This is a genomic window from Alcaligenes sp. DN25 (assembly GCF_023674485.1).
GTDB lineage: Bacteria > Pseudomonadota > Gammaproteobacteria > Burkholderiales > Burkholderiaceae_B > Alcaligenes > Alcaligenes phenolicus.
The window spans coordinates 2,739,519-2,765,428 of the sequence record NZ_CP098408.1 but is presented as its reverse complement, the minus strand read 5'-3'; the positions used below and the strand labels follow the sequence as shown (position 1 = coordinate 2,765,428).

Sequence of the window (25,910 nt, the reverse complement as noted above, 5' to 3'; positions counted from 1 at the left end):
GGCGCGTTACGTTTATATAAAATTAAGCTGGGCTGCCCATGCGTGGCCCAAAAAAAACACCAAATCTGGAAAATAAAGGAGCCAACACCATGAGCGGTCCAACGTCTATTGAATCCGTCCTGTCGGAAAGCCGAGTCTTTCCCGTGTTCCCCAAACTGGAACGCGAAGCAAGCATTGCTGGCATGGCGGCCTACCAGGAGCTTTGCCAGAAAGCCGAGCAGGACAACCCCGGTTTCTGGGCGGAGTTGGCCCGCGATCGTCTGGTCTGGACCAAGCCTTTTACCCAGGTTCTGGACGACAGCAAGCCCCCGTTTTACAAGTGGTTCCATGATGGCGAGCTGAACGTCTCGGCCAACTGTCTGGACAAGCACCTTGGCACCCCCACTGAAAACAAAACTGCACTGATCTTTGAAGCCGACGGTGGTGAAGTCACCAAAGTGACCTTCCGCGAACTGTATGAACAGGTTTGCCAGTTTGCCAATGGTTTGAAAGCCCTGGGTTACAAGACGGGCGAACGTGCCCTGATCTACATGCCCATGTCGGTGCAGGCCATTGTGGCCATGCAAGCATGTGCCCGTTTGGGTATTACTCACTCCGTCGTGTTTGGTGGTTTCTCGGCCAAGAGCCTGCACGAACGTGCCGTGGACGTGGGTGCCTCCCTGGTCATTACCGCTGACGAACAGCGTCGTGGTGGCCGTGCCATCCCCCTGAAAAATGCAGTTGACGAAGCCCTGAGCGGCGGTGACTGCGAAGCCGTGCGTCACGTCATTGTGTACAAGCGCACGGGCGGTCCCGTTGCCTGGCATGAAGGTCGCGATCTGTGGTGGGAAGATGCTGTCAAAGGTCAAGGTAGCGAGTGCCCAGCCGTGTCCGTGAATGCAGAGCACCCTCTGTTTGTTCTGTACACCTCCGGCTCTACGGGCAAACCTAAAGGCGTGCAGCACTCCTCGGCAGGTTATCTGCTGGGTGCCATACTGAGCGTGCAGTGGACCTTCGATGCCAAGGACAGCGATGTGTTCTGGTGTACCGCCGATATCGGTTGGGTAACAGGCCACACCTTCATTACTTACGGCCCTCTGGCTGCCGGCGTGACGCAGGTTGTGTTTGAAGGCGTGCCTACCTACCCGGATGCCGGCCGTTTCTGGAACATGATTGAACGCCACGGCGTGACGGTGTTCTACACCGCACCTACCGCTATTCGCTCCTTGACCAAGGCAGCCGAGGCGGACGAGGCCATTCATCCCAAGCAATACAATCTGGATACCCTGCGCATCATCGGTTCGGTGGGTGAACCCATCAACCCCGAAGCCTGGATGTGGTATTTCAAGAATGTGGGCCGCGAGCGTTGCCCTATTGTGGATACCTGGTGGCAAACGGAGACCGGCGGTCACGTCATTACTCCCTTGCCTGGCGCCACTCCCCTGAAACCCGGTTCCTGCGGCCTGCCGTTCCCCGGCATGGACGTTGCCATTGTGGACGAGGTGGGTGAAGAAGCGGAACGCGGCAATGGCGGCTTCCTGGTTATTCGCAAGCCTTGGCCCAATATGATCCGCACCATCTGGGGCGATCCAGACCGTTTCGTGAAAAGCTACTTCCCCCCCGAGCTGAAAGGCTATTACCTGGCCGGTGACGGCGCACAGCGTGATACTGACGGTTACTTCTGGGTCATGGGCCGTATCGACGACGTGCTGAACGTTTCGGGTCACCGCTTGGGCACGATGGAAGTGGAGTCTGCCCTGGTGGCACACCCGCTGGTCGCTGAAGCCGCTGTTGTGGGCAAGCCTGACCCCACGACGGGTGAAGCCATTGTGGCCTTTGTGGTGCTGAATGGTGATCTGCCCTCCGGCGAAGAGGCCGACAAGGTTGCCGCTGAGCTGCGCAATTGGGTAGGCAAGGAAATCGGTCCTATCGCCAAGCCTCGTGAGATTCGCTTTGGTGAAAACCTGCCCAAGACACGTTCGGGCAAGATCATGCGTCGTTTGCTGCGCTTTGTTGCCAATAACGAGCCGATCACCCAAGACGTATCCACGCTGGAGAATCCGGCCATTCTGGATCAGTTGTCCGAAGCACACTAATTTTTTTGGTAGTTCCTGTTTGACCCTGGTTTCTTTGCAGAGCCAGGGTTTTTTTATTTCTCCTGATTATTTTGTTACTGAAAACCTGCGCAGTGTGGAATTAGCCTAGCATTGAGTCCGTGGCCAAAACATCGGTCCATGAATTCAAAGAAAAGGGGAAAGGTTTGAGCGGGGAACAGCAGGCAGACAGGGGCGCTTTGGCGCTGATGGGCTTGGTGGTACTGACCTGGGGCATGAGTTGGGTCGTGATGAAGGCGATGACTGTCTACATCGGGCCAGTGGATCTGATTGCAGCACGCTATGCGGTGGCATTTGTTTTTTTATGGCTGGTGCTGCGTCTTAAAGGCGGGCATTTACGGCCTACGCCATGGAAGCTGAGCCTGGGTGTTGCCATTTTCCAGACTACCGGCTTTCAACTGCTTAGCCAGTTTTCCTTGCAAGCCGGTGGGGCAGGCAAGATGGTGGCCCTGGCCTACACCATGCCAATCTGGATTCTGCTGTTGTCCTGGCCCATGTTGGGGCAACGACCTCAGAAACGTCACGTAATGGGTATGGTGCCCGCGATTTTGGGCTTGATGCTTCTGATTGCGCCCTGGGAAGGAATGGGCGGCATACTTGGTTCGGTTCTGGCGACATTGAGTGGCGTGAGCTGGGCCTTGGGGGCGGTTTTCTCCAAACAGCTATTTGAGCGTCATCGAGTGGAGCTGCTCAATGCCACAGTCTGGCAGTGTCTTCTGGGGATTGTGATTGTTCTGCCCTTGAGCTTCCTGATTTCCCAGCGTCCTATCGTGATGGAATGGCAGATGTTCAGTGGCGTTCTGTACCTGGGCGTGATTGCAACTGGGGTAGGTTGGCTGCTGTGGATGGCGGTAGTCAGTCGTGTCAGCGCGACCTTGGCGGGGATGTCCAGTCTGGGCGTGCCTGCACTGACTGTTTTGCTGGCCTGGCTGTTGTTGGACGAATGGCCAACTCAACTGGAGTTAATGGGGACAGGCCTGATTCTATTGGGGCTGTTCGTAGTGAATTGGCCCAGCCGATCTCGCAAGTCATAGAGCAAAAAAAAAGCCACCCTGAGGGGTGGCTTTTTCGACATTAATACTTCTGGCCTTGGCGGTGACACCAAGGCCAGATTTGTTTTTACATGCCGTTGTACACCGGACCTTCGCCGCCTTGCGGGGGAACCCAGACGATATTCTGGGTGGGGTCCTTGATGTCACAGGTTTTGCAGTGCACGCAGTTCTGTGCATTGATCTGCAGCTTGTCGTCGCCGGTTTCAGTCTTGATGAACTCGTATACGCCAGCCGGACAGAAACGGGCTTCGGGGCCACCGTAGCGAGCCAGGTTCACCGCCACAGGAACGGACGGATCTTTCAGCGTCAGGTGGACAGGTTCGTCTTCTTCGTGGTTGGTGTTTGAAATAAACACGGAGCTGAGACGATCGAAGGTGATCTTGCCATCTGGCTTGGGGTAGTCGATACGCGCGCATTCGGCTGCAGGCTGCAAACAGGCGTGGTCAGGCTTGTTGTTGCGCAGTGTCCAAGGCATTTTTCCTTTGAACAGGCCTTGCTCCACAAAGGTCATGACGGATGCAATCGAGCGGCCTTTCTTGAACCATTGCTTGAAGTTGCGGGCCTTGTTCAGCTCCTCATGCAGCCAGGACTGTTTGAACTTTTCGGCAAATTGTGACAGCTCGTCTTGCTTGCGTCCGGCTTGCAAGGCTTCAAAAGCGGCCTCAGCGGCCAGGGAGCCGGATTTGATCGCAGCGTGGCTACCCTTGATGCGCGAAGCATTCAGGAAACCGGCATCACAACCGACCAAAGCACCACCGGGGAAGCTGAGCTTGGGCAGCGCCAGCAGACCACCGGCGGTCAGGGAGCGAGCCCCGTAAGCAATGCGCTTGCCGCCTTCAAACGTGGCGCGCAGGGCAGGGTGGGTTTTGTAGCGCTGAAATTCTTCAAAGGGAGACAGCCAGGGGTTGGCGTAATCCAGACCGACTACCATCCCGACCATGACCAGATTGTTATCCAGGTGGTACAGGAAAGAGCCGCCGTAGGTGTCCGAATCCAGTGGCCAGCCAGCGGTGTGGATCACCAGGCCGGGCTGCGATTGGGAGGGGTCTACTTCCCACAATTCTTTAATGCCAATGCCGTAGCTTTGGGCATTGCGGGACTCGTCCAGCTTGAAACGCTCGGTCAGCTCACGGCCCAGGTGGCCACGCGAACCTTCGGCAAAAATGGTGTAGGACGCCAGCAGTTCCATGCCGGGTTGATAGTGGGCGGTGTGCGTGCCGTCGCGGGCCACACCCATATCGCCCGTCAGGACGCCACGGACCGCGCCGTTGTCGTCATACAGAATGTGGGCAGCGGCAAAGCCGGGGAAAATATCCACGCCCAGGGCCTCGGCCTGCTCACCCATCCATTGCACGACATTGCCCAGGCGAACAATGTAATTTCCATGGTTTTTAAAACAGTCAGGCAGCAACCACATCGGGGTGCTGCGTGCGCCTTTTTCGGTCAGGAAAAGGAATTTGTCTTCAGTCACCTCTACCGAAATAGGAGCGCCTTGCGCTTTCCAGTCTGGCAGCAGCTCGTCCAGGGCGCGCGTGTCCATGACAGCGCCTGACAGGATATGGGCACCCACTTCAGCGCCTTTTTCCAGGACACAGACGCTGATTTCTTGTTCTTTTTCTTGGGCGAGCTGTTTAAGACGTATCGCGGTGGCCAGGCCTGCAGGGCCAGCGCCGACGATAATAACGTCATATTCCATCGATTCACGTTCAGACATTGCTGCTGATCTCCTATTACGGCTTAGCGCTTTGTTCTTGATTGTTGGCGGGTGAAATTCGTGTACTGTGCGTACGGTCGATTGTATTGTAGTCTGAGCAATCCCGTTTTGAGTTCAGAGGCCAGAGGCAGTGCCCCTTGGCTTCCGGCTTCATCAGTAAATATCAGTAAGGAGAGCATGTAATGACACAAGTAGTAGATTCTGGTGCAGGAGCCACTTTTGATATTGCCGTGCGCTGGGGCGATCTGGATGCCATGAATCATGTTAACAATACGGTCTACTTTCGCTACATCGAGGAAGCCCGTGTCCAGTTAATGATGAAGCTGGGCATGGTGCCACCTTCTCCACGTACCGGGGTGCTGGCGCACGCCAGCCTGGATTTCCTGCGTTCGGTCCTGTATCCGGCCACTGTGCGGATTGTGCACAAATTGCTGAAAGTCGGTGGCAGCAGCATTGAGTTGGAAGTCTTTGTATGTGACGCAAATCAAGCTGATGTCATTTATGCACGTGGCCGCTGTGTGCTCGTGTCCATTAACCCCCAAGGCGGCTCACAACCTTGGACCGAAGATGAGCGTAAACAGATACACTCGGTTTTTCAGGGTTAAGCTTTACGTATACGGAAAGCATAGTCAAGTCGTAGAATGCCTGATAGCACTGTATGGTGCATAGCGGCATTATTGGGCAAAGTTTGCTGTTTAGGCCAATTAAAGAGTTATTGGAGAGTCAATTGAATAAAGTCTATCCAAGCGCCAAGGAGGCGTTGCAGGGGGTCGTTGCCGACGGACAGACAGTCGCGGTAGGTGGATTCGGCCTGTGCGGAATTCCCGAAGCGCTGATTGCTGCGCTGCGCGATAGCGGAGTCAAAAACCTGACCTGCATTAGCAATAATGCCGGGGTGGATGGCTTTGGTCTGGGTCAGTTGCTGGAAACACGCCAGATCCGCAAGATGATTTCCTCCTATGTGGGCGAAAACAAGGAGTTCGAGCGCCAGTATCTGGCGGGCGAGCTGGAACTGGAGTTCACTCCTCAGGGCACACTGGCTGAAAAGCTGCGTGCCGGTGGCGCAGGCATCCCTGCGTTCTTTACCGCAACGGGTGTGGGTACTATCGTGGCTGACGGTAAGGAAATCCGCGAGTTCAATGGTCAGCAATACGTGATGGAAGAGGCCCTGGTGCCCGATGTGTCGCTGGTTAAAGCTTACAAGGCCGACCGCAGCGGCAACCTGGTGTTTCGCAAGACCGCGCGCAACTTCAACCCGAACGTGGCCATGGCTGGAAAAATCACCATTGTCGAGGTCGAGGAAATTGTCGAGACCGGCAGCCTGGACCCGGATGATGTGCATTTGCCCGGCATTTACGTGCACCGTATCGTGCTCAATGCCCAGCCCGAAAAGCGCATTGAACAGCGTACCGTTCGTTCTTCCTGATTAGCGAGGCAAGATAATAATGGCTTGGAATAGAGATCAAATGGCGGCACGCGCCGCTCTGGAGCTTCAGGACGGCTTTTACGTCAACCTGGGTATCGGTTTGCCTACGCTGGTTGCCAACCACGTGCCCGAAGGCATTGAGGTCTGGCTGCAGTCGGAAAACGGTTTGCTGGGTATCGGCCCCTTTCCGACTGAGGACAAGATTGACGCTGACCTGATCAACGCAGGCAAGCAAACCATCACCACCTTGCCCGGTTCGTCCATCTTTTCCTCGGCAGACTCGTTTGCCATGATTCGCGGCGGCAAGATCAATATCGCGATTCTGGGTGCCATGCAGGTGTCGGAAAAGGGTGATCTGGCCAACTGGATGATCCCCGGCAAGATGATCAAGGGTATGGGTGGTGCCATGGACCTGGTCGCTGGCGTTGGCCGTGTCGTGGTTCTGATGGAACACGTGGCCACCAAGAAAGACGGCACAGAAGACCTGAAAATTCTGCCTTCTTGCACCTTGCCCCTGACGGGCGTGGGGGTAGTTGACCTCATCATTACCGATCTGGGGGTGATGGAAGTGACGGAAAATGGTTTAAAGTTGCTTGAGTTGGCACCAGAAGTCAGCCTTGAGTACATTCAGTCCAAGACAGGCGTCCCGCTGGACGTCAGTGCTTTGGCCTGATCGGTCTCTCTGGCTAAAAAAGCTTCGGCGCGAGTCGGAGCTTTTTTTATGCTTGATCGGTGCGTGAACGCTGTTTATGTAAAGGAAGTTGGCATGGCCCATCCCCCCGTTGCCGCACGCTTGCAGGCGCTGCGCGAACAAATGCAATTTCAGTCCGTGCAGGCAAGTATCTGGCCTACAGCTGACCCCCATCTGTCTGAATACCTGCCCGATCGCTGGAAAAGCCGTCAGTGGCTAAGCGGATTTGTCGGGTCGGCCGGGCTCCTGGTGGTGACGGCAGATTGGGCCGGTTTGTGGACCGATAGCCGTTATTGGGAACAGGCTGCCAAGGAGCTGGAAGGTAGCGGCATTCAATTGCAACGTGCGGGCGAGGCCGGGGTGCCGGAGCCAGCCAACTGGCTGGCGGAACATTTGCCTGCCCAGTCGCGAGTCGCACTGGATAGCCAGTCGGTGTCGGCACAAAGTCTGCTGGCCTGGCAAAAAGCGACGCCAGAGCTGGAATGGGTTCTGGAGGCTGACTTGCTCAGCCCTATCTGGACGGAGCGACCTGCTGCACCTGTTGGTCAGGTGGTGGAGCATTTACCCCCGTTTGCCTGCCGCACTCGTCAGGAAAACTTGAGCAGCACGCGGGCGGCCATGCAGGAGCAGGGGGCACATTGGCATTTGCTGAGTGCGCTCGATGATATTGCCTGGACCTTGAATTTACGCGGCAGCGATGTGTCCTATAACCCGGTGTTCCTGTCGTACCTGCTGATAGGCCCGGATCAGGCGTTTCTGTTTGTGGATAGCAACAAGCTGTCAGCAGGCATACAGGAGGCGCTGGCTGTGGATGGCGTGCAAGTTCAAGGCTATACCGAACTGTCCTCCTTCATGCGCGCCTTGCCGGCATCCATGCCCATCTTGCTGGATATGGCTCGGACCACGGCCTGGGCCGCCCAACTGGCTGCGCATTTGAATGTGGTCGAACACATCAATCCCGCTCAATTGCTCAAGTCCTGCAAGACCGATGCCGAGCTGGATCATGTGCGTGAAACCATGGAAAAAGACGGCGCTGCCTTGTGCGAGTTCTTTGCCTGGTTTGAACAGCAAAGCGATGTCAATGAGCTGGATGTGGACGAACATATCTGCGCGGCGCGTGCTCGTCAGGAAGGTTTTGTCAGCCCCAGCTTTGGCACGATTGCCGCCTATAACGCCAATGGTGCCATGCCGCACTATCAGGCTACCCAGCAGTCCCATGCCCACATCGACGGCAATGGTTTATTGCTGATCGACTCGGGTGGGCAGTATCAGGGCGGGACGACCGACATTACCCGTGTAGTGCCGGTAGGTCAGGTGTCTGCCGAGCAGATTCGTGACTTCACGCTGGTGCTCAAAGGCATGGTGTCCTTGTCCATGCTGGTGTTCCCGGAAGGCATTGCCGGTCAGCAAATTGATGTACTGGCCCGTCAGCCTTTGTGGGAGCAGGGCCTGGACTTTGGTCATGGCACTGGCCATGGCGTGGGTTACTTCATGAATGTGCATGAAGGCCCGCAGTCCATTTCCTGGCGCGGTCGTATCGGGCCTCATTCCGCCATGCGTGCCGGCATGATTACCTCCAACGAGCCTGGCTTGTACCGTCCCGGCCAATGGGGCATTCGCATCGAGAATCTGGTGGCGGCGGTTCCGGCCCTGCGCAGCGAGTACGGGCAGTTCCTGCGTTTTGAAACCCTGACCCTGTGCCCCATTGATACGCGTTGTATAGATGCCGCACTACTGACGGCTGCCGAGCGTAACTGGCTCAATGAATATCATCAGCAAGTGCGTGAACGTCTCTTGCCTCGTGTTCAGGGGGATGCACGCAAGTGGCTTGAGCAAAGGACGCAGGCGATCTGATCGCCACCCTCTGCTCTTGTCAATAGCTGCAAGGGCTAGTGGTATTTCCGCTGTGAAATGCCACTAGTCGGGTCGCCAAGCATGGGCGCTTGCCGTTATAATCCAAATTTCCCGCTATCGCCTGATTTGACCTCAGGCGCCTTTTATAATGACCACCAAATATGTATTCGTAACGGGAGGCGTTGTGTCCTCCCTGGGCAAAGGTATTGCGGCTGCATCCCTGGCTGCCATCCTGGAGTCCCGCGGTTTGCGCGTGACTATGCTCAAGCTGGATCCCTACATCAACGTAGATCCGGGCACCATGAGCCCCTTCCAGCACGGTGAAGTGTTTGTTACTGAGGATGGTGCGGAAACCGACCTGGACCTGGGCCACTACGAGCGCTTTATTTCCGCTCGCATGCGCAAGGTCAACAACTTCACCACGGGCCAGATTTACGAATCCGTGCTGCGCAAAGAGCGTCGCGGGGACTATCTGGGCAAGACCGTGCAGGTTATCCCGCACATCACCAACGAAATCCAGGATTTCATCATTCGTGGCGCCAAGGCTGCCTACAATGGTGAGGCCGATGTTGCCATCGTCGAGATCGGCGGCACAGTGGGTGATATCGAATCCCAACCTTTCCTGGAAGCTGCCCGCCAGATGAATCTGCGTCTGGGCCGCAACAACACCGCTTTTGTTCACCTGACGCTGGTGCCTTTCATTGCATCGGCAGGCGAGCTGAAAACCAAACCTACCCAGCACTCGGTGCAAAAGCTGCGTGAAATCGGTATTCACCCACACGCTTTGCTGTGCCGTGCGGATCGCGTCATTCCTGACGACGAACTGGCCAAGATTTCGCTGTTCTCCAACGTGCCCATGGACGCCGTGATTTCGGTGTGGGACGCGGATTCCATCTACAAGATTCCAGCCATGCTGCACAAGCAAGGTCTGGACAGCCTGGTGTGCGATGCACTGGCGCTGTCGCCTCCACCGGCTGATCTGTCCATGTGGGATCGTCTGGTACAGGCCCTGGAAAATCCGGAGCACGAAGTGCGTATCGGTATGGTCGGCAAGTACGTAGACCTGACCGAATCCTACAAGTCGCTCAGCGAAGCACTGGTTCACGCCGGTATTCACACCCGTACCCGTATCAATATCGAGTACCTGGATTCCGAAGTCATCGAGAACGAAGGCACCGATTGCCTGAAAGGTCTGGACGCCATTCTGGTGCCAGGCGGCTTTGGCAAACGCGGTACCGAAGGCAAGATTCGCGCCATTCAATACGCTCGTGAAAACGGCGTGCCATTCCTGGGTATCTGCCTGGGCATGCAATTGGCGGTGGTTGAATTTGCTCGCAATGTGGGCAATCTGGTGGGCGCGAACTCGACCGAATTCGATCCATCGGCCGTGCACCCGGTTGTGGCCTTGATTACCGAATGGGCAGACCGCGAAGGCAAGATTGAGCACCGTGATGGTTCCTCCGATTTGGGCGGCACCATGCGCAAGGGCGCACAGCGTTGCCCAGTGAAGCCAGGTTCGCGTGCTGAAGCCATTTACGGTCCGGAAGTAAATGAACGTCACCGCCACCGTTTCGAAGTGAATACCTTGTATGTGCCACGTCTGGAAGAAGTGGGCATGGTGATTTCCGCTCGTACTCCTACCGAGAACCTGCCAGAAATCATGGAATTGCCTGATCATCCCTGGTTCATGGGCGTGCAATTCCATCCGGAATTCACTTCCACTCCGCGTGATGGCCATCCGCTGTTTACCAGCTATATCAAAGCTGCTCTGGACCACCAGAAAAAATCAGCCTGATAATTTGGTATGACTGAAAAGGCCCGCGCTACGCGGGCTTTTTCATTCGGGGCGACAGAGTGTGTTGCCCGCTTTCCTGGGAGTGGTCATGATCGAACAGCTGGATCATTTGGTGCTCACCTGTACCGACCCGCAAGCCACAACCCATTTCTATACACAAGTGTTGGGCATGAAGCAGGAAGTCTTTGGGCAAGGACGCATTGCCTTCAGCTTTGGCTCGCAAAAGATCAATTTGCATGTGCGTGGGCAGGAGTTCGAGCCCAAGGCGCATTTGCCGGTGCCGGGGGCGCTGGACCTGTGCTTTATTGCCAGCATTCCGCTGGAGCAGGTGATCGCGCATCTGCAGTCACAAGCTTGGCCCATTATTGAAGGGCCGGTGCAGCGTACAGGAGCTACCGGCCCGATTCGCTCAGTCTATGTGCGCGACCCGGACTTGAACCTGATCGAAATCTCCGAACGATTGGGCTGACAGGCTTGCTGCACTGCGGTGCAGCAGCGCCGTCAGGAATGTGGGAGAATGCAGAAATACTGAAACGAGGTCTATTATGGATTTATGCGGTTACGACGTTGGCCTGGATCGGCCCTTTTTTCTGATCGCTGGCCCTTGTGTGATTGAATCGCGTCAAATGGCGTTTGATACAGCGGGCCAGCTTGCTGAGATTACTTCGGCTCTGGGTATCCCCTTTATCTACAAAAGCTCGTTTGACAAGGCCAACCGGAGTTCGGACAAGTCTTATCGTGGCCCCGGCATGGCCGAAGGTCTGCAGATTCTGGCGGATGTGCGCTCGCACTACAAAGTGCCGGTCCTGACCGATGTGCACGACAAGGACCAGGTCGATGATGTGGCGGCCGTCGTGGATGTGCTGCAAACCCCGGCTTTCCTGTGCCGTCAGACCGACTTTATTCAGGCCTGCGCTGCTACCCTGAAACCCGTGAATATCAAGAAGGGCCAGTTCCTGGCTCCTCAGGATATGGTGCAGGTGGTGGCAAAAGCACGTGCGGCAGCGATGGAAATGGGCGGAGATGGCTCCACCATCATGGTCTGTGAGCGTGGTGCTTCCTTTGGCTACAACAACCTGGTGTCCGATATGCGGTCCCTGGCGATCATGCGCGCCACGGATTGCCCGGTCGTGTTTGATGCCACGCACTCGGTACAGTTGCCGGGCGGGCAGGGCACGACATCGGGTGGTCAGCGTGAGTTTGTGCCCGTCCTGGCGCGTGCTGCTGTCGCAGCGGGTGTGTCGGGCGTGTTCATGGAAACTCACCCTAACCCGGACAAGGCCTTGTCTGACGGCCCGAATGCTGTCCCTCTGTCGCAGATGGCAGACTTGCTGCGGACATTGCAGCAGATCGATTCGATTGTTAAAAACAGCGGTGCCTTGCAGCACGGCTATTAAAAGTAGTTTGGAGACACTATGTCCGCATTTTTGATTGCTAATGTCGAAGTAACCAACCCCGAGCAGTACAAGCAGTACCAGGAGTTTTCCAGCATTGCCATGAAAACCCACAACGTGAAAGTGTTGGTACGTGGCGGTGAAACGGTCACTCTGGAAGGCAATGCGCCTTTGCGTACCGTGGTTATGGAGTTCGACACACTGGAACAGGCCCAGGCGTTCCACGATTCCGAGGAATACCGCCGTGCTCGTCAAGCACGTGAGGGTGCTGCCAACATGACGATGTACGTGGTGCAGGGTCTGTAAGAAGCGGACTACGCCATGTAGTCAGGCAGGAAAAAGGGAGTGTGAAAACACTCCCTTTTTTGATGCTTGCAGGGACACAGCCCGACCTTCTTGAGCACGATGGCAGGAAGGAGTTGTGTGGCTGTTTAGAAACGCGGATCACGCAGGGCTGGTAGGGTCAGCTCACGTATGAAGCTGGCGGGAGACAGTTGCAGCAGGCTACGCACAATCGTGAGCACGTCATGCACTGGAATCGTCTCGCCCTGGTCACGCTCTGCGGCGGCGTGCAGTGGCACATCCAGGCCGTCTTCCGTATTCAGGTAGCCCAGTTGCAGGCAAGTGACGGCCAGGCCTTGATCTCTATAGCCTTCACGCAGACTGTCTGCCAAACCATTCAAGGCAAATTTTGTCGCTCCGAAGGCAACTTCTGGGCGACCGCTTTGGCGCAGACCCGAGGTGGAACCAGTCAGAATCAGGCGGGGCTGTTTGCTGCGCAGTAAATGAGGCAGCAGATGACGTATGGCCAATAAGGCTCCAGTCAGATTCACATCGACCAGACGACGGATGGCCTGATCGTTTTGCGACAGAAAATCGTAATCCTCACTGAAGGCAGTGTCTTCCCAAATCCCAAGGTTATAAATCAGCACGTCCAGTGATTCCGGGCAGGCGGCTGCTAATTGGCTGGCGGCGTCAGGCTGGGACAAGTCGGCACTGATCCAGTGTTGATTGATGCCGGGATCGGGACTGAGCGGGCTGGCCGATGGCGGGGGTGTCCGGCGAGCCACGCCATAAAGCGTGTTGCCGTCTTGGGCCAGGCCGTCCATCAAGGCGCGTCCCAGCCCCATGCTGGCACCGACAATCATGATATTCATACTGTTTTCCTATGGGGGGGGATGTGCTTGGAAAGCGGTGCTTTCCGGATGGTCGCTATTGTGTACCGGGATGCCGGGATATGGGTTGATTCAGACAGCGCTTGTCAGGTTTTTATCACTCTCGTAAAATTGTTGACTAGGCAATAATTGCATGGTCAATGGAAATGGTAAACGTATCGGAAACAGCACAAAAGACGCCGGGGCGGGTCTTGTCAGTCACAGAATCCATACTGGCGATGATGGGGCTGTGCTTTGTGGTGATGTTGGTGGCAATTGATCAGACCGTGGTCGGGACAGCCTTGCCCACCATTGTCTCCGAGCTGCATGGTTTTGAACTGTATGCCTGGGTGGCAACGGCGTATTTGCTGACTTCAGTGATTACCGTGCCTATTTTTGGCCGTCTGGGAGATTTTTATGGACGCCGCCGCTTTGTGCTGGTGTCCATCGTTTTGTTTACCCTGGCTTCCGTGCTCTGCGGCATGGCGCAAAGCATGTTGCAGCTGGTACTGGCACGTGCCTTGCAAGGGATTGCGGGGGGCATGCTGGTGGGGACCGCATTTGCCTGTGTGCCTGATCTGTTTCCGGACCCCCGTGTGCGTTTGCGCTGGCAAGTCATGCTGAGCGCTTCCTTTGGGATTGCGAACGGGATAGGGCCCTTTCTGGGCGGAATTCTGACCGAGCACTATGGCTGGCGCTCCGTGTTTTATGTGAATCTGCCCGTGGGTTTGTTAAGCCTGTATTTTGTCTATCGCTATTTGCCGCAGATCCGTCATTTTCGTCAAACCCAGGTCCGCATGGATTACTTGGGTGCTTTCTTGTTGATGGTCGGTTTGGCCTGTATCCAGTTGCTGGTAGAGTTGCTGCCGCAATATGGGGGCAGCTATTTGATGGTTTTGCTTGGCCTGTGCAGTGTGGCTGCTTTTGTTCTGCTGGTGACCTGGGAGCGACGGGTGGCAGAACCTTTGCTGCCCCTGGTCTTGTTCAGTAGCCCAGCCCAATTCTCTTTGCTGGTTTTGTCTGCGGGCTTGGGCTTTATTCTGTTTGGTCTCTTGTTCTATGCGCCCTTGTTGTTGCAAGGGGGGTATGGCCTGCGACCACAAACCGCCGGTTTGTTGATCACGCCCTTGGTCGTGTTCATTACGGTGGGCAGTATCATTAATGGCCGTACGATTACGCGTCTGCGTCGTCCTACCTTGATGCTGTATCTGGGTCTGGTGCTGTTGACCATCGCCTGCCTGGGTATGGTGTTCATCAAGAAAACCGATCCGCACTGGCATTTTGTGATCTATGCCACTATTGCCGGCACTGGGGTCGGTTGCATCATGCCCAATCTGACGGTATTTGCGCAGGAAATTGTGGAACGCTCCATGCTGGGCATCGCCACGGCCATGCTACAGTCCATGCGCATGGTGGGTGGCATGTTGGGTACTGCTGTGGTTGGAACCCTGATCAATTACCAGTATGGGGAGGCCATCCGCACGCAATTGGCGGCTTTGCCCACAAGCCTGGTCAACTCCCTGCAAGATCCGCAAGTTCTGATGAGCGCGAGTCAGCAGACGCAGTTTCTGGAGCAGGCCGGGCAGGAAGGGCTGGTGTATCTGGGCTTGGCCCGCGACGCCCTGGCACATGCCGTCAATATGGGGATGGCCGTGACCTTGCTGCTGATAGTCTGGTGTTTTTATTGGGTACGCAAAGTGCCACCGATACGATTTAATCGTCAAGAACAGTCTTGAACATGATGAATGAATTTCCGCAACTTCAAGCGGCTCAGCAGCTGGGGCGCACGTATCGCAGCCTGATGGCGGCATTTGATCAGCAGTTGGGGATGCCCTTGCCACGCTGGCGTATCCTGATTTCCTTGTACCAGGAAGAGGGCAGTCTGTCTCAAAAGCAGTTGGTGCGTCTGCTGCGCATTGATCCGGCTGCGGTGACACGGCAGCTTAAAAGCATCGAGTCCCTGGGGCTGATCGAGCGTTTCACGGATGAGCAGGACAACCGGCTGACCAATGTGCGTCTAAGCCCCGCTGGCCGCGAGCTGGTGGAAGCTACCTTGCCCCGGCGGCGTCGTCTGGTGGAAGCCATGCTGCAAGACTTCTCTGATCAGGATCTGAATCAGTTGATCACCTTGCTGGGCAACTGGGAAAGCGCCTTGTTGAAAGCGGCCGACAAAGATTTACTTTGAGACGTATCGGTACTTTTTGTATTTACAGAGACGCCGCCTAGTCTCGGAATTTCTGGTGATAATAAACACGTGCCGGTTTCGATCCGGATGAAGGCAGGGTCTTGAATCCAGGCTTTTTTCCAGCTTTCGGGACCAGACATGGCACGGCTGTGTCATGGGCAGGTACAATCCTGTTTTAGCAGGAGGGCAGGGGGCGCTGATTGCACTATAGCTGTCGCGCTTGCTGATCTTTTCAACTTCCAGGCTAGGCGCCTTTTCAAGCTGATTTTCACATCGGCTTACGGCGATATGCCCGGCAGCAGGATTGTTTAACTTATCTAGCTTAATGCTACTTCAGGCAGGACTGTCAAAATCATGAGTGCAATCGTAGATATTATTGGCCGCGAGATTCTGGACTCCCGTGGTAATCCAACGGTGGAGTGTGATGTATTGCTCGAATCGGGCGCTATGGGGCGTGCCTCCGTTCCATCTGGTGCATCCACTGGCGCTCGCGAAGCGTTGGAGCTGCGTGATGGTGACAAGAGCCGTTACCTGGGCAAAGGTGTTTTGCGCGCTGTCGAGAACCTGAACACAGAAATCTCCGAAGCCTTGATGGGCTTGGATGCTCAAGAACAAACCTTTATCGATCGTACCCTGATCGAGCTGGACGGCACCGAAGACAAGAGCCGCTTGGGCGCTAACGCCATGCTGGCTGCCAGTATGGCTGTGGCCCGTGCCGCTGCTGATGATTCGGGTCTGTCCCTGTACCGCTACTTTGGTGGCAGTGGTGCCATGGCCATGCCCGTGCCAATGATGAACGTCATCAACGGTGGTGCACACGCCAACAACACCCTGGATCTGCAAGAATTCATGATCATGCCCGTGGGTGCCAAGAGCTTCCGCGAATCGCTGCGCATGGGTGCAGAAGTATTCCACACCCTGAAAGGCCTGATCCACGATCAAGGCATGTCCACCGCTGTGGGCGATGAGGGTGGTTTTGCTCCTAACGTGGCCAATCATGAAGCCGCTATCGAACTGATCCTGCGCGCTATCGAACAAGCTGGCTACGAGCCTGGCACCCAGATCGCTCTGGCCCTGGACTGCGCCGCTTCCGAGTTCTACCGCGACGGCAAATACCACCTGGCTGGCGAAGGCGGCGTGTCCCTGAGCTCGCAAGACTTTGCCAATCTGTTGGCCAACTGGTGCGACAAGTACCCCATCATCTCCATCGAAGACGGTATGGCCGAAGACGATTGGGACGGCTGGCGCATTCTGAGCCAGCAACTGGGCGACAAGATCCAGTTGGTTGGTGACGATTTGTTTGTAACCAACACCAAGATCCTGAAGAAGGGCATCGAGCTGGGTATCGGCAACTCCATTCTGATCAAGATCAACCAGATCGGCACCCTGACCGAAACCTTTGCTGCCATCGAAATGGCCAAGCGCGCTGGTTACACCGCCGTGATTTCGCACCGTTCGGGTGAAACCGAAGACTCCACGATTGCGGACATCGCTGTGGCAACGAACGCCATGCAGATCAAAACAGGCTCCCTGTCCCGTTCCGATCGCATGTCCAAGTACAACCAGTTGTTGCGTATTGAAGAAGAATTGGCAGAAGTTGCTACCTTCCCAGGTCGCGAAGCGTTCTATAATCTGCGCTAATTCTGTTTGATGAACCGGGTCGGAAGACCCGGTTCTTATATCGCCATGCGCCTTATCGTCCTGCTTCTTCTGTGCCTGACCCTGGTAACCCATTACGCTTTATGGTGGGGCAAAGGCGGTTGGCTGGATGTACGGCAAATGCAGACCAGGCTGGTCGCGCAAAAAGAAACCAATGAAGCCCTGACGGCGCGTAATAACGCCTTGCTGGCCGAGGTTCAGGATTTACGCTCGGGTACACACGCAGTTGAAGAGCGCGCCCGTAGCGAGTTTGGCATGATGCGTGAAGGCGAGATCTTCGTGCAGATTGTGCCTCCCGGTGGTTCGGCTGCTACGACAAGCAGCCCACGTTAAGAAGTAGCGCGCAAGGCGCTGCTGGAACTGCCGATCGGCCAGTTCATTTCTGATTACTCTTCTACCTTATGTTTGGATCGTTGATCCGGGCTTTGTTGCGCCCTTTGTATGTGGGCCTGGATCGGGCTTGGTTATAAGTCGCAGGCATTTCAGGGTCGGAGTGGTGGCAGAGTAGCTATCGAGTTCCTTTGGCTTTGTTGGTTTTGTGACGGCCTTATCCGTGCTTTCCTTCTCCTTGTTCCCTTCACTGCCCCGACTACGGCCACAAGAGGCGGTAACTCTGTCTACCACTTGTGGCAGGAATGCGTTTATAGCGTCCTATGCTGCCGACTCCTGAAGCCGCCCCGAATAGCGCGGCAGTTAGTAGCAGGCAGGGTTTGGGGGCGGGGATTCAGCTCCTCCTGAGTCTGGGGTGGGTACGGCTGGTTCTGGAGAGGAGGCGCTAGCACCAGGCCCTTGAATAGAGTCACTCCATGAGGGAAGACGAGCACTCCCGTCCGTTGATGGTATTTCCGCTGGCTCTATATCTGCTGACCAGCCTGTTTGGGAAACTGGCAAGGCATGCTTGTTTTCAGTCTGCTGGGCATAGACGACCCGACCGTCAGCCAAGTCATCCCACTGCACGGCATCAGACTGCATGGTGTGTCTGATTTCCAGGCGGAGCCAGACTGCTGCCGAACCTGGAGGGCCAGGCATGCTGGCAGCAAGCTTGGGTAGCAGGCGAAGCAAGGAAAGAGGGCCCGGCTTATGGGCATAGAGCAGGTACAAGTGCAATGTGTTGGCCTGGTAGATGCTGGGGCCGCCGTGGCTGGCTTGATCTGCTTGTTGCGGCTGCCAGCCCTGGGTAATGCTTGTACGCCCCTCATGAAGCCGGGAAGGCCTGCCATGCAGCATAAAAGCCTGTGGTGAGGGCGACAGGATCTGGATTTGCCACTGATCGTGTAGCGGCACTTTGGCGGCGGCCAGTGTTTGGCTGAATGCCGAGGCAATGGTTTCAGGTCGGGCATGCTGCACGCTGGCCTGGCGAGCGGTATGCAAGAGACCGTGTTGCAGGCGTACGCGCAAGGAGTACAGCGTCAGCACGTCCAGCACCAGCCAGCTAAGCAGGATGATGGCCAGTAGGGCTACCATGATGTGGGTGCCTGCCAAACCAGATTGATGATGGGGTGAGGAAAAAGAATCAGCCATGATGTTGTCATCATGGCTGAGTGTCTTTTAGCTTGGTAGAAGGACTTGTGCGGGTGTAGTCCTTCGTAGCGGTTTCTGCTTAGTGCAGGGTATCGTCACCAGGCTGGGTATCGCCCTTGTCGACAAACAGGGACGCGCAGTCAATTGCATCGTACTGATAGGGCTTGCCGCAGAAGTTGCAGGACACATTGATGGTGTCTTGTTCTGCCAGCATTTGCTCGATTTCTGCCCGGCCCAGCATGCGCAACATATTGCTGACGCGTTGACGGGAACAGGGGCAATGCCAGCGCACGGACTGAGGTTCAAAGACTTGCAGGTCTTCTTCCCAGAACAGGCGATGAATCAAGGTGTCGCTATCGAGTTGCAGCAATTCTTGTGTCTGGACGGTGGAGCCCAGCGCCAGGGCGCGTTCCCAGGTGTCCAGATTTTGCGCCAGGCTGTGGCCGCCTTGGGGCGGGATACGTTGCAGCAACAGCCCTGCACAACGGTTTTCGTCGGCGGCCAGCCACAGGTGGGTATCCAACTGCTCGGAGGTGCGCATATAGGTTTGCAGAACCTCGGCAACGGTCTCGCCTTCCAGAGGCACCACGCCTTGGTAGGGGCGGAAATCCTTGCTGCTTTGACGCGGGGCCAGTACTACGGTGAAGCGGCCTTGGCCTTGGGGGTTGAGCAGGGTTTGCAAGGTGCCGGTTTGGGGCACGGGATGGTTCTCACGCAGCGACACCGTTGCGCGTATGTCCATGTCGGACGTGCATTCCACCACCAGCAAGGCGATCGGGCCGTCGCCCTGGATTTGCAAAATCAGGGAGCCGTCAAACTTGAGGTTGCCCGCCAGCAGTACCGAAGCGGCTACCAGCTCGCCCAGCAAGTCGCGGATGCAGGCAGGATAGTGCTGGTGTTCCAGACCCATTTGCCAGGCTTGCTCAAGATGAACAATCTGGGCTCGTGTGCTTTGGTCGGCGAACAAGTATTTTTTTAAAATGTCAGTCATGACTTTGCTGTACTACTAAAAAATGAAGAGGCAGCCTGCCTGCTCAGGTGGCTGCCGAAGTAACACGGGTAGGGCGCGCATCGATCAGGCGAGTCTTGCTAAGACGGTCGTGCAGGAACTGCTGGTCTTTGTCGAACCAGGTCCAGATGAAGTTCAGAAAAGGCGTAAACACGATAAGCAGGTCCGTGGACGCATAGCCTGTGTAGCCAGACAGAAGCTGAACCAGCAAAGCTCCCAGCAAGGGCAGGGGCCATAGCAGAATATAACGCAGCAGCAGGGTACGCAGGGCAGGAATCTGACCTTGCTCGTCTACCAGTCGCATATGCCAGGTTTTCATGGGCAGGGTCTGGCCCACTTTGCGCCAGCACAGCACGAAATAAATCCCCAGCGCAATAAATAGAACGACCTGACGCACATGACGCAGATCCAGGCCGCTACGGCTTTGGGTCAAGGTATCAAACAGATAGCCGGTGGTGAAAATAACGCCAAACAGCAGGATGGATTCATACATCATGCAGGCAAAGCGTCGCCAGCGGCCAGGAGTAGTGAAAGTGGGTGTCATGGTGCGTCTTGAGGCAGGGAAGACTGCCATTATCGCGTATATCGCTGCCTAACGGAATGCTGCCAGTTCAAGGCTGGAACAGAAGGCATGGAGTCGGGCGGGCCCCAGAAGGGTAGAAAAGTAATCAAGATATGGGGGCTTGTCCCAATAAACAAGGGCCAAGCCATTTTCATGGACTTGGCCCTTGTCGCCTTGTGCAAGACGGCTTGACGCTTATTCGGCGCTGGCTGAGTCTTCGCTGGCGTCCGAGGCTGTCTCGTTATTGCGATAACTGGCCGGAACCATGTCAAAGCAGAACAGACGGCAATCCAGAGCACCGTTGTACAGCGGGTAACGACGCTTGGGCTTGAGGCGCATATGACGTGGCAGCTCCAGGTCGCTGCTGATCATGTTCACGCTCCAGTTGGCGAAGTTTTGCTTGAGGTTGCTGGCCCAGTTGGGCCAGAAATCCTCGTCCTGATGTTCCAGGCGCTCGCCGTAAGGAGGATTGGTGACAATCCAGCCGGCTTCCGTTTCGGGACGAATCTTCAGGGCATCGCCTTGCTCGAAGCGAATCGTCTCCAGCGTCAGGTGCGAGCGTTCCAGGTTGGAACGGGCTGCATCCAGAACGGTGGGGTTGATGTCGTAGCCAATCAGCGGCGTATCCAGACGAGGAGCGATCATGGAACGTGCTTCGTCTTTGATGTCGCGCCACAAACGCTGATCGTGGCAGCGTAGACGCTCGAAGTGGAAGGGGCGCCAGATGCCGGGAGGAGCTCCCAGGGCCATCCAGGCCGCTTCGATCAGAATCGTGCCACTACCGCAGAAGGGGTCGATCAAAGGCTTGCTGGGGTCCCAGCCAGACAGGGCCAGTAGGCCCGCTGCCAGGTTTTCACGCAAAGGCGCATCGCCCTTGTCGTGACGCCAGCCGCGCTTGAACAGGGACTCGCCACTGGTGTCCAGATAGAAGGTGGCACTGGTTTCGTCCAGGAACAAGTGCACCTTGGCATCCGGGCGTACGGTGTCGATGGAAGGACGTGCACCTTCCAGGTCACGCAGACGGTCACAAATCCCGTCTTTGGCGCGCAGATTGCAATACTGCAAGCTTTGCATGGGGCTGCGTACTGCTGAGGTGTCGACACGCAGTGTCTGCTCGGGGCCGAACCAGCGTTCCCAAGGAGTCACTCGGGCCAGAGCCAGAATGTCCTCTTCGTTGGTGACAGGAGCGTGCGAGACTTCCAGCAAAATGCGTGTCGCCAGTCGCGAGGACAGGTTGGCACGCATGACACCGATCCAGTCCGCATCAAAATGGCAGCCCGCACGGCCGGTTTGAACGTTCTCGTAGCCTAGTGCTTGCAGTTCCAGCGACAGCGCTTCTTCCAGCCCTTGTGGGCAGGGAGCAAACAGACGGTAGCGTTCCCCTTGCAGAGCCTTGACCTGGACGCGCTCGTTTTGCTCGATATTGCTATCGGGCAGGCGCTGACCGGGCTTGGGGGCCTGGGGGCTGTCTACACGCTGAATAGGCGAGACATATTGAGGAAAGGCATCGGAGTCACCGGCCGGGCTAAACAGCTTGCTGGGCATTTTGCCGGCAGGGGTACGCTCCGAAGATTCCTTGTCGCCCTTGAAGGCGGGACGCTCGCGGCGTTCACCCGAGAAATTGCGGCGCTCGCCTGTTTGAGGGCGGCTGTCGCGGTCACGATTGAATGCAGGGCGTTCACGACGCTCACCGGAGAACTCACGACGTTCGTCCGATTGCGGACGGCTGTCACGGTCACGGTTGAATGCAGGACGTTCACGACGCTCACCGGAGAACTCACGACGTTCGCCCGATTGGGGACGGCTGTCACGGTCACGGTTGAATGCGGGACGCTCACGGCGTTCACCGGAGAATTCACGACGTTCACCCGATTGCGGACGGCTGTCACGATCGCGGTTGAATGCAGGACGTTCACGACGCTCGCCGGAGAATTCACGACGTTCGCCCGATTGGGGACGGCTGTCACGGTCACGGTTGAATGCAGGACGTTCACGGCGCTCGCCGGAGAACTCACGACGTTCGCCCGATTGGGGACGGCTGTCACGGTCACGGTTGAATGCAGGACGTTCGCGGCGCTCGCCGGAGAACTCACGACGTTCGCCCGATTGCGGACGGCCGTCGCGGTCACGGTTGAATGCGGGACGCTCACGGCGTTCACCGGAGAATTCACGACGTTCACCCGATTGCGGACGGCTGTCACGATCGCGGTTGAATGCAGGACGTTCACGACGTTCACCGGAGAATTCACGACGTTCGCCCGATTGGGGACGGCTGTCACGGTCACGGTTGAATGCGGGACGCTCACGGCGTTCACCGGAGAATTCACGACGCTCACCCGATTGTGGGCGGCTGTCGCGGTCACGGTTGAATGCAGGACGTTCACGGCGTTCGCCCGAGAATTCCCGGCGTTCACCTGAGAACTCACGACGCTCACCCGATTGTGGACGGCTGTCGCGGTCACGATTGAATGCGGGTCGTTCACGACGTTCGCCCGAGAATTCCCGACGTTCACCGGAGAACTCACGACGCTCGCCCGATTGTGGGCGGCTGTCGCGGTCACGGTTGAATGCGGGTCGTTCACGACGTTCGCCCGAGAATTCCCGGCGTTCACCGGAGAACTCACGACGCTCACCCGATTGTGGGCGGCTGTCGCGATCACGGTTGAATGCGGGACGCTCACGGCGTTCGCCTGAAAATTCGCGACGCTCGCCCGATTGAGGACGATCTGCGCGGTCGCGGTTGAAAGCAGGGCGCTCGCGGCGGTCCTGGTCACGTTTCTCTACGTAGGGGCGGGCCTCGCGCTTGGGGCCGCCCAGGCGGTCTTGCTGCAGGCTGGCTGCACGTGCGCGCGCACCCGAGCGCACGCGGGGTTCCGCATTGCTGGCTTTCTTTTTAGCGCCTGGGTTCAGGCTTAGTGTCTTGCGTTCAGATTGGTCTGACATGAATAAGGTATTAGAAGGGTTTTATAACCACCAGGATGAGGACCAGCAGCAGAACGATGACCGGAATTTCATTGAACCAGCGGAAGAATACGTGTGAGCGGCTTTGTTGCCCTTGCTGGAACTGCCGCAGATAGCGTCCGCACACACCGTGAAAGGCAAACAGGATCAAGACCAGGGTCAGTTTGGCGTGCATCCAGCCCTGTCCTTTGCCTATGCCGTAATACAAAAACAATCCCAGGCCTGTCAGCAAAGTCAAAATGGCCAGAGGAGCCATAAAGCGATACAGGCGCCGGGCCATGCCCAGAAGCGTTTCATAGGTCTTGGCATCTTGCTCCTGGGCCAGATTGACATAGATGCGGGGCAAGTAGAACAGCCCTGCAAACCAGGAGGTCACAAACAAGATGTGAAATGTTTTTAGCCAAAGCATGATTTAACCACGCATTTGGCCATTGCCGTGCAAGACCCATTTGTAGGTCGTCAGGCCTTCCAGGCCGACCGGGCCACGGGCATGAAGACGGTTGGTGGAAATGCCGATTTCGGCACCCAGGCCGTACTCGAAGCCGTCAGCAAAACAGGTAGGCAGGTTCACCATGACGGAACTGGAGTCCACTTCGCGCTGGAAGCGCTCGGCCAGGCTCAGGTTTTCCGTCACGATGGATTCGGTGTGCTCTGAGCTGTACTGTGCGATATGGTCCATGGCCTGGTCCATGGAGTCCACAATGCGGATTGCCAGAATGGCCGCGGCAAATTCGGTTTCCCAGTCTTCCTCGGTAGCAGGGGCCACATTGGCAACCAGGGCACGGGTCTGCTCACAGCCACGCAGTTCCACCCCTTTTTCCTGCAATTGGCGGGCCATTTCTGGCAGGAAAGCGGGTGCAATGCTGCGGTGAACCAGCAAGGTTTCCATGGTGCCGCAAATACCGTAGCGGTAGGTCTTGGCGTTGAATACGATGCGGTTCGCTTTTTCCAGATCGGCAAATTCGTCCACATAGACGTGGCAGTTGCCGTCCAGGTGCTTGATCAGAGGAACCGTGGCTTCGGCGCTCAGTCGTTGGATCAGGCTCTTGCCACCACGCGGGACAATGACGTCCACGTAGTCGTTCATGGTTACGAGCAGGCCAACAGCATCGCGGTCCGTGGTGGGAACCACTTGCACGGCTTCTTTGGGCAAACCAGCACGTTCCAGGCTGCTGGAGATGATCTGCGCCAGGGCCTGGTTGGAATGAAAGGCTTCGCTACCACCGCGCAGAATCGTGGCGTTGCCCGATTTCAGGCTCAGGGCAGCGGCGTCAATAGTCACATTGGGGCGCGACTCGTAAATGATGCCGATGACACCCAAAGGGACACGCATCTGAGCCACGCGCATGCCATTCGGGCGGGTACGCGAGGCGCTGATCTGGCCAACCGGATCATCCATATCGGCAATTTGACGCAGGCCGGTGGTCATGATCTCCAGGGCGCGGTCGGACAGGACCAGGCGTTCGATCATGGCCGGGGCAATCTGACGTTCACGTGCCGCTTGCAAGTCCAGCTCGTTGGCTGCTTGCAACTGGGCTTTTTGCTCAATCAGGGCATCAGCCATATAGCGCAGGGCGTCGGCCTTGGCTTTGCCTGTGGCGGCGCGCATACGACGGGCAGCAAGCTGGGCGCGCTTGCCCAAATCTTGCATCATGGAAGACAGATCGCCGACCTGGGTGGCGGCAGAGGACTGGGTGATATCGTTCATAGCCGTGTAACTCTCCGGTTCAAGAGAGCATTATCGCAACAATTAAGAAGTTAAGGGGTATCGGACGCTTAGCGGCGGGGCGCTTGTGTCGCGACCGCGATACGCATGGTCAGGCGGCGCATTTCTTCCCACGGGTCTTGCTGACGTCCGTTGGGGTGCAGGCCTTTGATCAAACGGTCTATATCGTGTGCATGCAGAACCGAAGCGGGCCAGCTTTGAGGCGGGATACGGTCCAGGGCCTGACGAACGAGTTTTTCACGCGGGCCAAAAATGCGGTACTGGCGAAACAGGTTGGACAGGTCCTGTCCTTGCTGACGCGCTTGTGACAAGCGGGCCAAGGTACGCACTTCTTCGCCTACAGCCCACAAGACCAGGGGTAGGGCTTCGCCTTCTGCCTGCAAGCCATCAAGCACCGTCAGGGCGCGTTGACTGTGGCCTGCCAGCATGGAGTCACGCAGATCAAACACGCTGTAGCGGGCTACGTTCAGAACCGCGTTTTCCAGTTCTTCCTGGCTAAGCTGGCCAGGTGGGTAGATCAGGGCCAGTTTCTGTATTTCCTGATGGGCGGCCAGCAGGTTGCCTTCAACCTTGTCAGCCATCCATTCCAGGCTGTTGCGCTCCAGGCTTTGGTCCTGGGCTTTCAGGCGCTGGGCAATCCAGCCTGCCAGAGAGTTGCGGTTGATGGGCTGAATGTCAACCCAACAGGCCACCTGCTCCAGAGCCTGACACCATTTGCTGTTGCGTGTAGCTTTGTCCAGCCGGGGAAGTTGAATCAGAAAGCTGGTGCCATCCATTTGCCCCCCGTTGATCAGCTCGCACAGCTTTTGCAGGGCGTCGCCGCCTGGCTTGCCAGGTTTGCCGCTGGGAATATTGACGTCCACCAGTTTTTGATCGCCAAACAGGGAAATGTTCTGGGCTACAGCAAACAGCTGCGACCAGTCGGCCCGTGCATCCAGGGTAAAACTGCTGCGTTCGGTAAAGCCGTCCTGGCGGGCGCGGGCGCGCACCGCATCCGCCGCTTCAACCAGCAACAGAGGCTCGTCACCGGACACCACATAAAGCGGTTGGAAAGCGGCGGTTGGCGTGGCCAGTTCGCGCAGCAAGGTGTCGTGGTCGGCCCTGCGTCCCATTC

23 protein-coding genes are annotated in these 25,910 nt (G+C 56.7%); 14 read left to right on the top strand and 9 right to left on the bottom strand.

The window, feature by feature from the left end; translation table 11 throughout:
- The first annotated feature begins 89 nt into the window (after positions 1-89).
- Both acs and NBV64_RS12900 read left to right on the top strand, forming a co-directional pair.
- Positions 90-2,075 carry an acetate--CoA ligase gene (acs, locus tag NBV64_RS12905; protein WP_250755911.1) on the top strand — a complete coding sequence of 662 codons (1,986 nt, stop codon included), beginning with the start codon at positions 90-92 and terminating at the stop codon, positions 2,073-2,075.
- 164 nt (positions 2,076-2,239) lie between these two features.
- Positions 2,240-3,127: a DMT family transporter gene (locus NBV64_RS12900; protein WP_031232600.1), complete on the top strand. Its 888-nt coding sequence runs from the start codon at positions 2,240-2,242 to the stop codon at positions 3,125-3,127.
- 85 nt (positions 3,128-3,212) lie between these two features.
- Here the strand turns inward: NBV64_RS12900 and NBV64_RS12895 are convergent, their stop codons facing one another.
- A complete protein-coding gene (locus tag NBV64_RS12895) occupies positions 3,213-4,859 on the bottom strand; it encodes an electron transfer flavoprotein-ubiquinone oxidoreductase (protein WP_035272529.1) in 1,647 nt (548 codons plus the stop codon).
- A 182-nt stretch (positions 4,860-5,041) separates the two neighbouring features.
- Between NBV64_RS12895 and NBV64_RS12890 the strand changes: the two genes are divergently transcribed.
- The 8 genes from NBV64_RS12890 to NBV64_RS12855 all read left to right on the top strand — a co-directional run bounded on the left by NBV64_RS12890 (position 5,042) and on the right by NBV64_RS12855 (position 12,325).
- Entirely contained in the window at positions 5,042-5,464 is a 423-nt protein-coding gene (locus tag NBV64_RS12890; RefSeq protein WP_009456536.1) for an acyl-CoA thioesterase, read from the top strand.
- 122 nt (positions 5,465-5,586) lie between these two features.
- Positions 5,587-6,285: a CoA transferase subunit A gene (locus tag NBV64_RS12885; protein WP_009456533.1), complete on the top strand. Its 699-nt coding sequence runs from the start codon at positions 5,587-5,589 to the stop codon at positions 6,283-6,285.
- Positions 6,286-6,304: 19 nt separating this feature from the next.
- Positions 6,305-6,958 (top strand): CoA transferase subunit B, encoded by a 654-nt coding sequence (locus NBV64_RS12880; protein ID WP_009456529.1) that lies wholly within the window; start codon positions 6,305-6,307, stop codon positions 6,956-6,958.
- A gap of 93 nt (positions 6,959-7,051) precedes the next feature.
- Positions 7,052-8,830, top strand: a complete 1,779-nt coding sequence (locus NBV64_RS12875) for an aminopeptidase P family protein (RefSeq protein WP_250755910.1) — start codon at positions 7,052-7,054, stop codon at positions 8,828-8,830.
- A 148-nt stretch (positions 8,831-8,978) separates the two neighbouring features.
- Complete coding sequence (gene pyrG, locus NBV64_RS12870) at positions 8,979-10,625, top strand: CTP synthase (protein WP_009456525.1); 1,647 nt, start codon at positions 8,979-8,981, stop codon at positions 10,623-10,625.
- A gap of 88 nt (positions 10,626-10,713) precedes the next feature.
- Positions 10,714-11,094, top strand: coding sequence for a VOC family protein (locus NBV64_RS12865; RefSeq protein ID WP_009456523.1), 381 nt, complete (start codon positions 10,714-10,716; stop codon positions 11,092-11,094).
- 76 nt (positions 11,095-11,170) lie between these two features.
- A complete protein-coding gene (gene kdsA, locus NBV64_RS12860) occupies positions 11,171-12,022 on the top strand; it encodes a 3-deoxy-8-phosphooctulonate synthase (RefSeq protein WP_009456521.1) in 852 nt (283 codons plus the stop codon).
- An 18-nt stretch (positions 12,023-12,040) separates the two neighbouring features.
- Positions 12,041-12,325: a DUF1330 domain-containing protein gene (locus tag NBV64_RS12855; RefSeq protein ID WP_009456520.1), complete on the top strand. Its 285-nt coding sequence runs from the start codon at positions 12,041-12,043 to the stop codon at positions 12,323-12,325.
- A gap of 125 nt (positions 12,326-12,450) precedes the next feature.
- On the opposite strand, the gene NBV64_RS12850 is transcribed toward NBV64_RS12855, so the two are convergent.
- Positions 12,451-13,176, bottom strand: coding sequence for an SDR family NAD(P)-dependent oxidoreductase (locus NBV64_RS12850; RefSeq protein WP_250755909.1), 726 nt, complete (start codon positions 13,174-13,176; stop codon positions 12,451-12,453).
- 164 nt (positions 13,177-13,340) lie between these two features.
- On the opposite strand from NBV64_RS12850, the gene NBV64_RS12845 reads away from it, so the two are divergent.
- From NBV64_RS12845 to ftsB, 4 genes are all read left to right on the top strand, one after another.
- Positions 13,341-14,909, top strand: coding sequence for an MFS transporter (locus NBV64_RS12845; protein WP_031232598.1), 1,569 nt, complete (start codon positions 13,341-13,343; stop codon positions 14,907-14,909).
- Between the two features lie 2 nt (positions 14,910-14,911).
- The gene (locus NBV64_RS12840) at positions 14,912-15,358 is read left to right on the top strand and encodes a MarR family winged helix-turn-helix transcriptional regulator (protein WP_021446859.1); all 447 of its coding nucleotides are present in this window, start codon (positions 14,912-14,914) and stop codon (positions 15,356-15,358) included.
- A 354-nt stretch (positions 15,359-15,712) separates the two neighbouring features.
- Positions 15,713-16,999: a phosphopyruvate hydratase gene (eno, locus tag NBV64_RS12835; RefSeq protein ID WP_009456510.1), complete on the top strand. Its 1,287-nt coding sequence runs from the start codon at positions 15,713-15,715 to the stop codon at positions 16,997-16,999.
- Between the two features lie 45 nt (positions 17,000-17,044).
- Complete coding sequence (ftsB, locus tag NBV64_RS12830; protein WP_009456508.1) at positions 17,045-17,350, top strand: cell division protein FtsB; 306 nt, start codon at positions 17,045-17,047, stop codon at positions 17,348-17,350.
- Positions 17,351-17,710: 360 nt separating this feature from the next.
- Here the strand turns inward: ftsB and NBV64_RS12825 are convergent, their stop codons facing one another.
- From NBV64_RS12825 to holA, 7 genes are all read right to left on the bottom strand, one after another.
- Complete coding sequence (locus NBV64_RS12825) at positions 17,711-18,538, bottom strand: hypothetical protein (protein WP_250755908.1); 828 nt, start codon at positions 18,536-18,538, stop codon at positions 17,711-17,713.
- A 79-nt stretch (positions 18,539-18,617) separates the two neighbouring features.
- Positions 18,618-19,529 (bottom strand): Hsp33 family molecular chaperone HslO, encoded by a 912-nt coding sequence (gene hslO / locus NBV64_RS12820; RefSeq protein WP_009456504.1) that lies wholly within the window; start codon positions 19,527-19,529, stop codon positions 18,618-18,620.
- A 43-nt stretch (positions 19,530-19,572) separates the two neighbouring features.
- Positions 19,573-20,091 (bottom strand): RDD family protein, encoded by a 519-nt coding sequence (locus NBV64_RS12815; protein ID WP_026483072.1) that lies wholly within the window; start codon positions 20,089-20,091, stop codon positions 19,573-19,575.
- A 213-nt stretch (positions 20,092-20,304) separates the two neighbouring features.
- On the bottom strand, positions 20,305-23,052 hold the full coding sequence (locus tag NBV64_RS19180) for a THUMP domain-containing class I SAM-dependent RNA methyltransferase (protein ID WP_425541739.1): 2,748 nt from the start codon (positions 23,050-23,052) through the stop codon (positions 20,305-20,307).
- 10 nt (positions 23,053-23,062) lie between these two features.
- Positions 23,063-23,479: a CopD family protein gene (locus NBV64_RS12805; protein WP_035272539.1), complete on the bottom strand. Its 417-nt coding sequence runs from the start codon at positions 23,477-23,479 to the stop codon at positions 23,063-23,065.
- A 3-nt stretch (positions 23,480-23,482) separates the two neighbouring features.
- Positions 23,483-24,778, bottom strand: coding sequence for a glutamate-5-semialdehyde dehydrogenase (locus NBV64_RS12800; RefSeq protein WP_425541738.1), 1,296 nt, complete (start codon positions 24,776-24,778; stop codon positions 23,483-23,485).
- A gap of 68 nt (positions 24,779-24,846) precedes the next feature.
- Positions 24,847-25,908, bottom strand: coding sequence for a DNA polymerase III subunit delta (holA, locus tag NBV64_RS12795; RefSeq protein WP_250755907.1), 1,062 nt, complete (start codon positions 25,906-25,908; stop codon positions 24,847-24,849).
- Positions 25,909-25,910 lie beyond the last annotated feature (2 nt).

Coding starts and splice junctions, on each gene's coding strand:
- NBV64_RS12865 (WP_009456523.1), top strand. CDS start 10,714: ATGATCGAACAGCTGGATCATTTGGTGCTCACCTGTACCGACCCGCAA.
- NBV64_RS12895 (WP_035272529.1), bottom strand. CDS start 4,859: ATGTCTGAACGTGAATCGATGGAATATGACGTTATTATCGTCGGCGCT.
- NBV64_RS12880 (WP_009456529.1), top strand. CDS start 6,305: ATGGCTTGGAATAGAGATCAAATGGCGGCACGCGCCGCTCTGGAGCTT.
- kdsA (WP_009456521.1), top strand. CDS start 11,171: ATGGATTTATGCGGTTACGACGTTGGCCTGGATCGGCCCTTTTTTCTG.
- NBV64_RS12855 (WP_009456520.1), top strand. CDS start 12,041: ATGTCCGCATTTTTGATTGCTAATGTCGAAGTAACCAACCCCGAGCAG.
- NBV64_RS12850 (WP_250755909.1), bottom strand. CDS start 13,176: ATGAATATCATGATTGTCGGTGCCAGCATGGGGCTGGGACGCGCCTTG.
- NBV64_RS12815 (WP_026483072.1), bottom strand. CDS start 20,091: ATGACACCCACTTTCACTACTCCTGGCCGCTGGCGACGCTTTGCCTGC.
- holA (WP_250755907.1), bottom strand. CDS start 25,908: ATGGGACGCAGGGCCGACCACGACACCTTGCTGCGCGAACTGGCCACG.
- NBV64_RS12800 (WP_425541738.1), bottom strand. CDS start 24,778: ATGAACGATATCACCCAGTCCTCTGCCGCCACCCAGGTCGGCGATCTG.
- eno (WP_009456510.1), top strand. CDS start 15,713: ATGAGTGCAATCGTAGATATTATTGGCCGCGAGATTCTGGACTCCCGT.
- NBV64_RS12890 (WP_009456536.1), top strand. CDS start 5,042: ATGACACAAGTAGTAGATTCTGGTGCAGGAGCCACTTTTGATATTGCC.
- pyrG (WP_009456525.1), top strand. CDS start 8,979: ATGACCACCAAATATGTATTCGTAACGGGAGGCGTTGTGTCCTCCCTG.
- NBV64_RS12825 (WP_250755908.1), bottom strand. CDS start 18,538: ATGGCTGATTCTTTTTCCTCACCCCATCATCAATCTGGTTTGGCAGGC.
- NBV64_RS12845 (WP_031232598.1), top strand. CDS start 13,341: ATGGTAAACGTATCGGAAACAGCACAAAAGACGCCGGGGCGGGTCTTG.
- NBV64_RS12840 (WP_021446859.1), top strand. CDS start 14,912: ATGATGAATGAATTTCCGCAACTTCAAGCGGCTCAGCAGCTGGGGCGC.
- NBV64_RS19180 (WP_425541739.1), bottom strand. CDS start 23,052: ATGTCAGACCAATCTGAACGCAAGACACTAAGCCTGAACCCAGGCGCT.
- hslO (WP_009456504.1), bottom strand. CDS start 19,529: ATGACTGACATTTTAAAAAAATACTTGTTCGCCGACCAAAGCACACGA.
- NBV64_RS12805 (WP_035272539.1), bottom strand. CDS start 23,479: ATGCTTTGGCTAAAAACATTTCACATCTTGTTTGTGACCTCCTGGTTT.
- acs (WP_250755911.1), top strand. CDS start 90: ATGAGCGGTCCAACGTCTATTGAATCCGTCCTGTCGGAAAGCCGAGTC.
- ftsB (WP_009456508.1), top strand. CDS start 17,045: ATGCGCCTTATCGTCCTGCTTCTTCTGTGCCTGACCCTGGTAACCCAT.
- NBV64_RS12875 (WP_250755910.1), top strand. CDS start 7,052: ATGGCCCATCCCCCCGTTGCCGCACGCTTGCAGGCGCTGCGCGAACAA.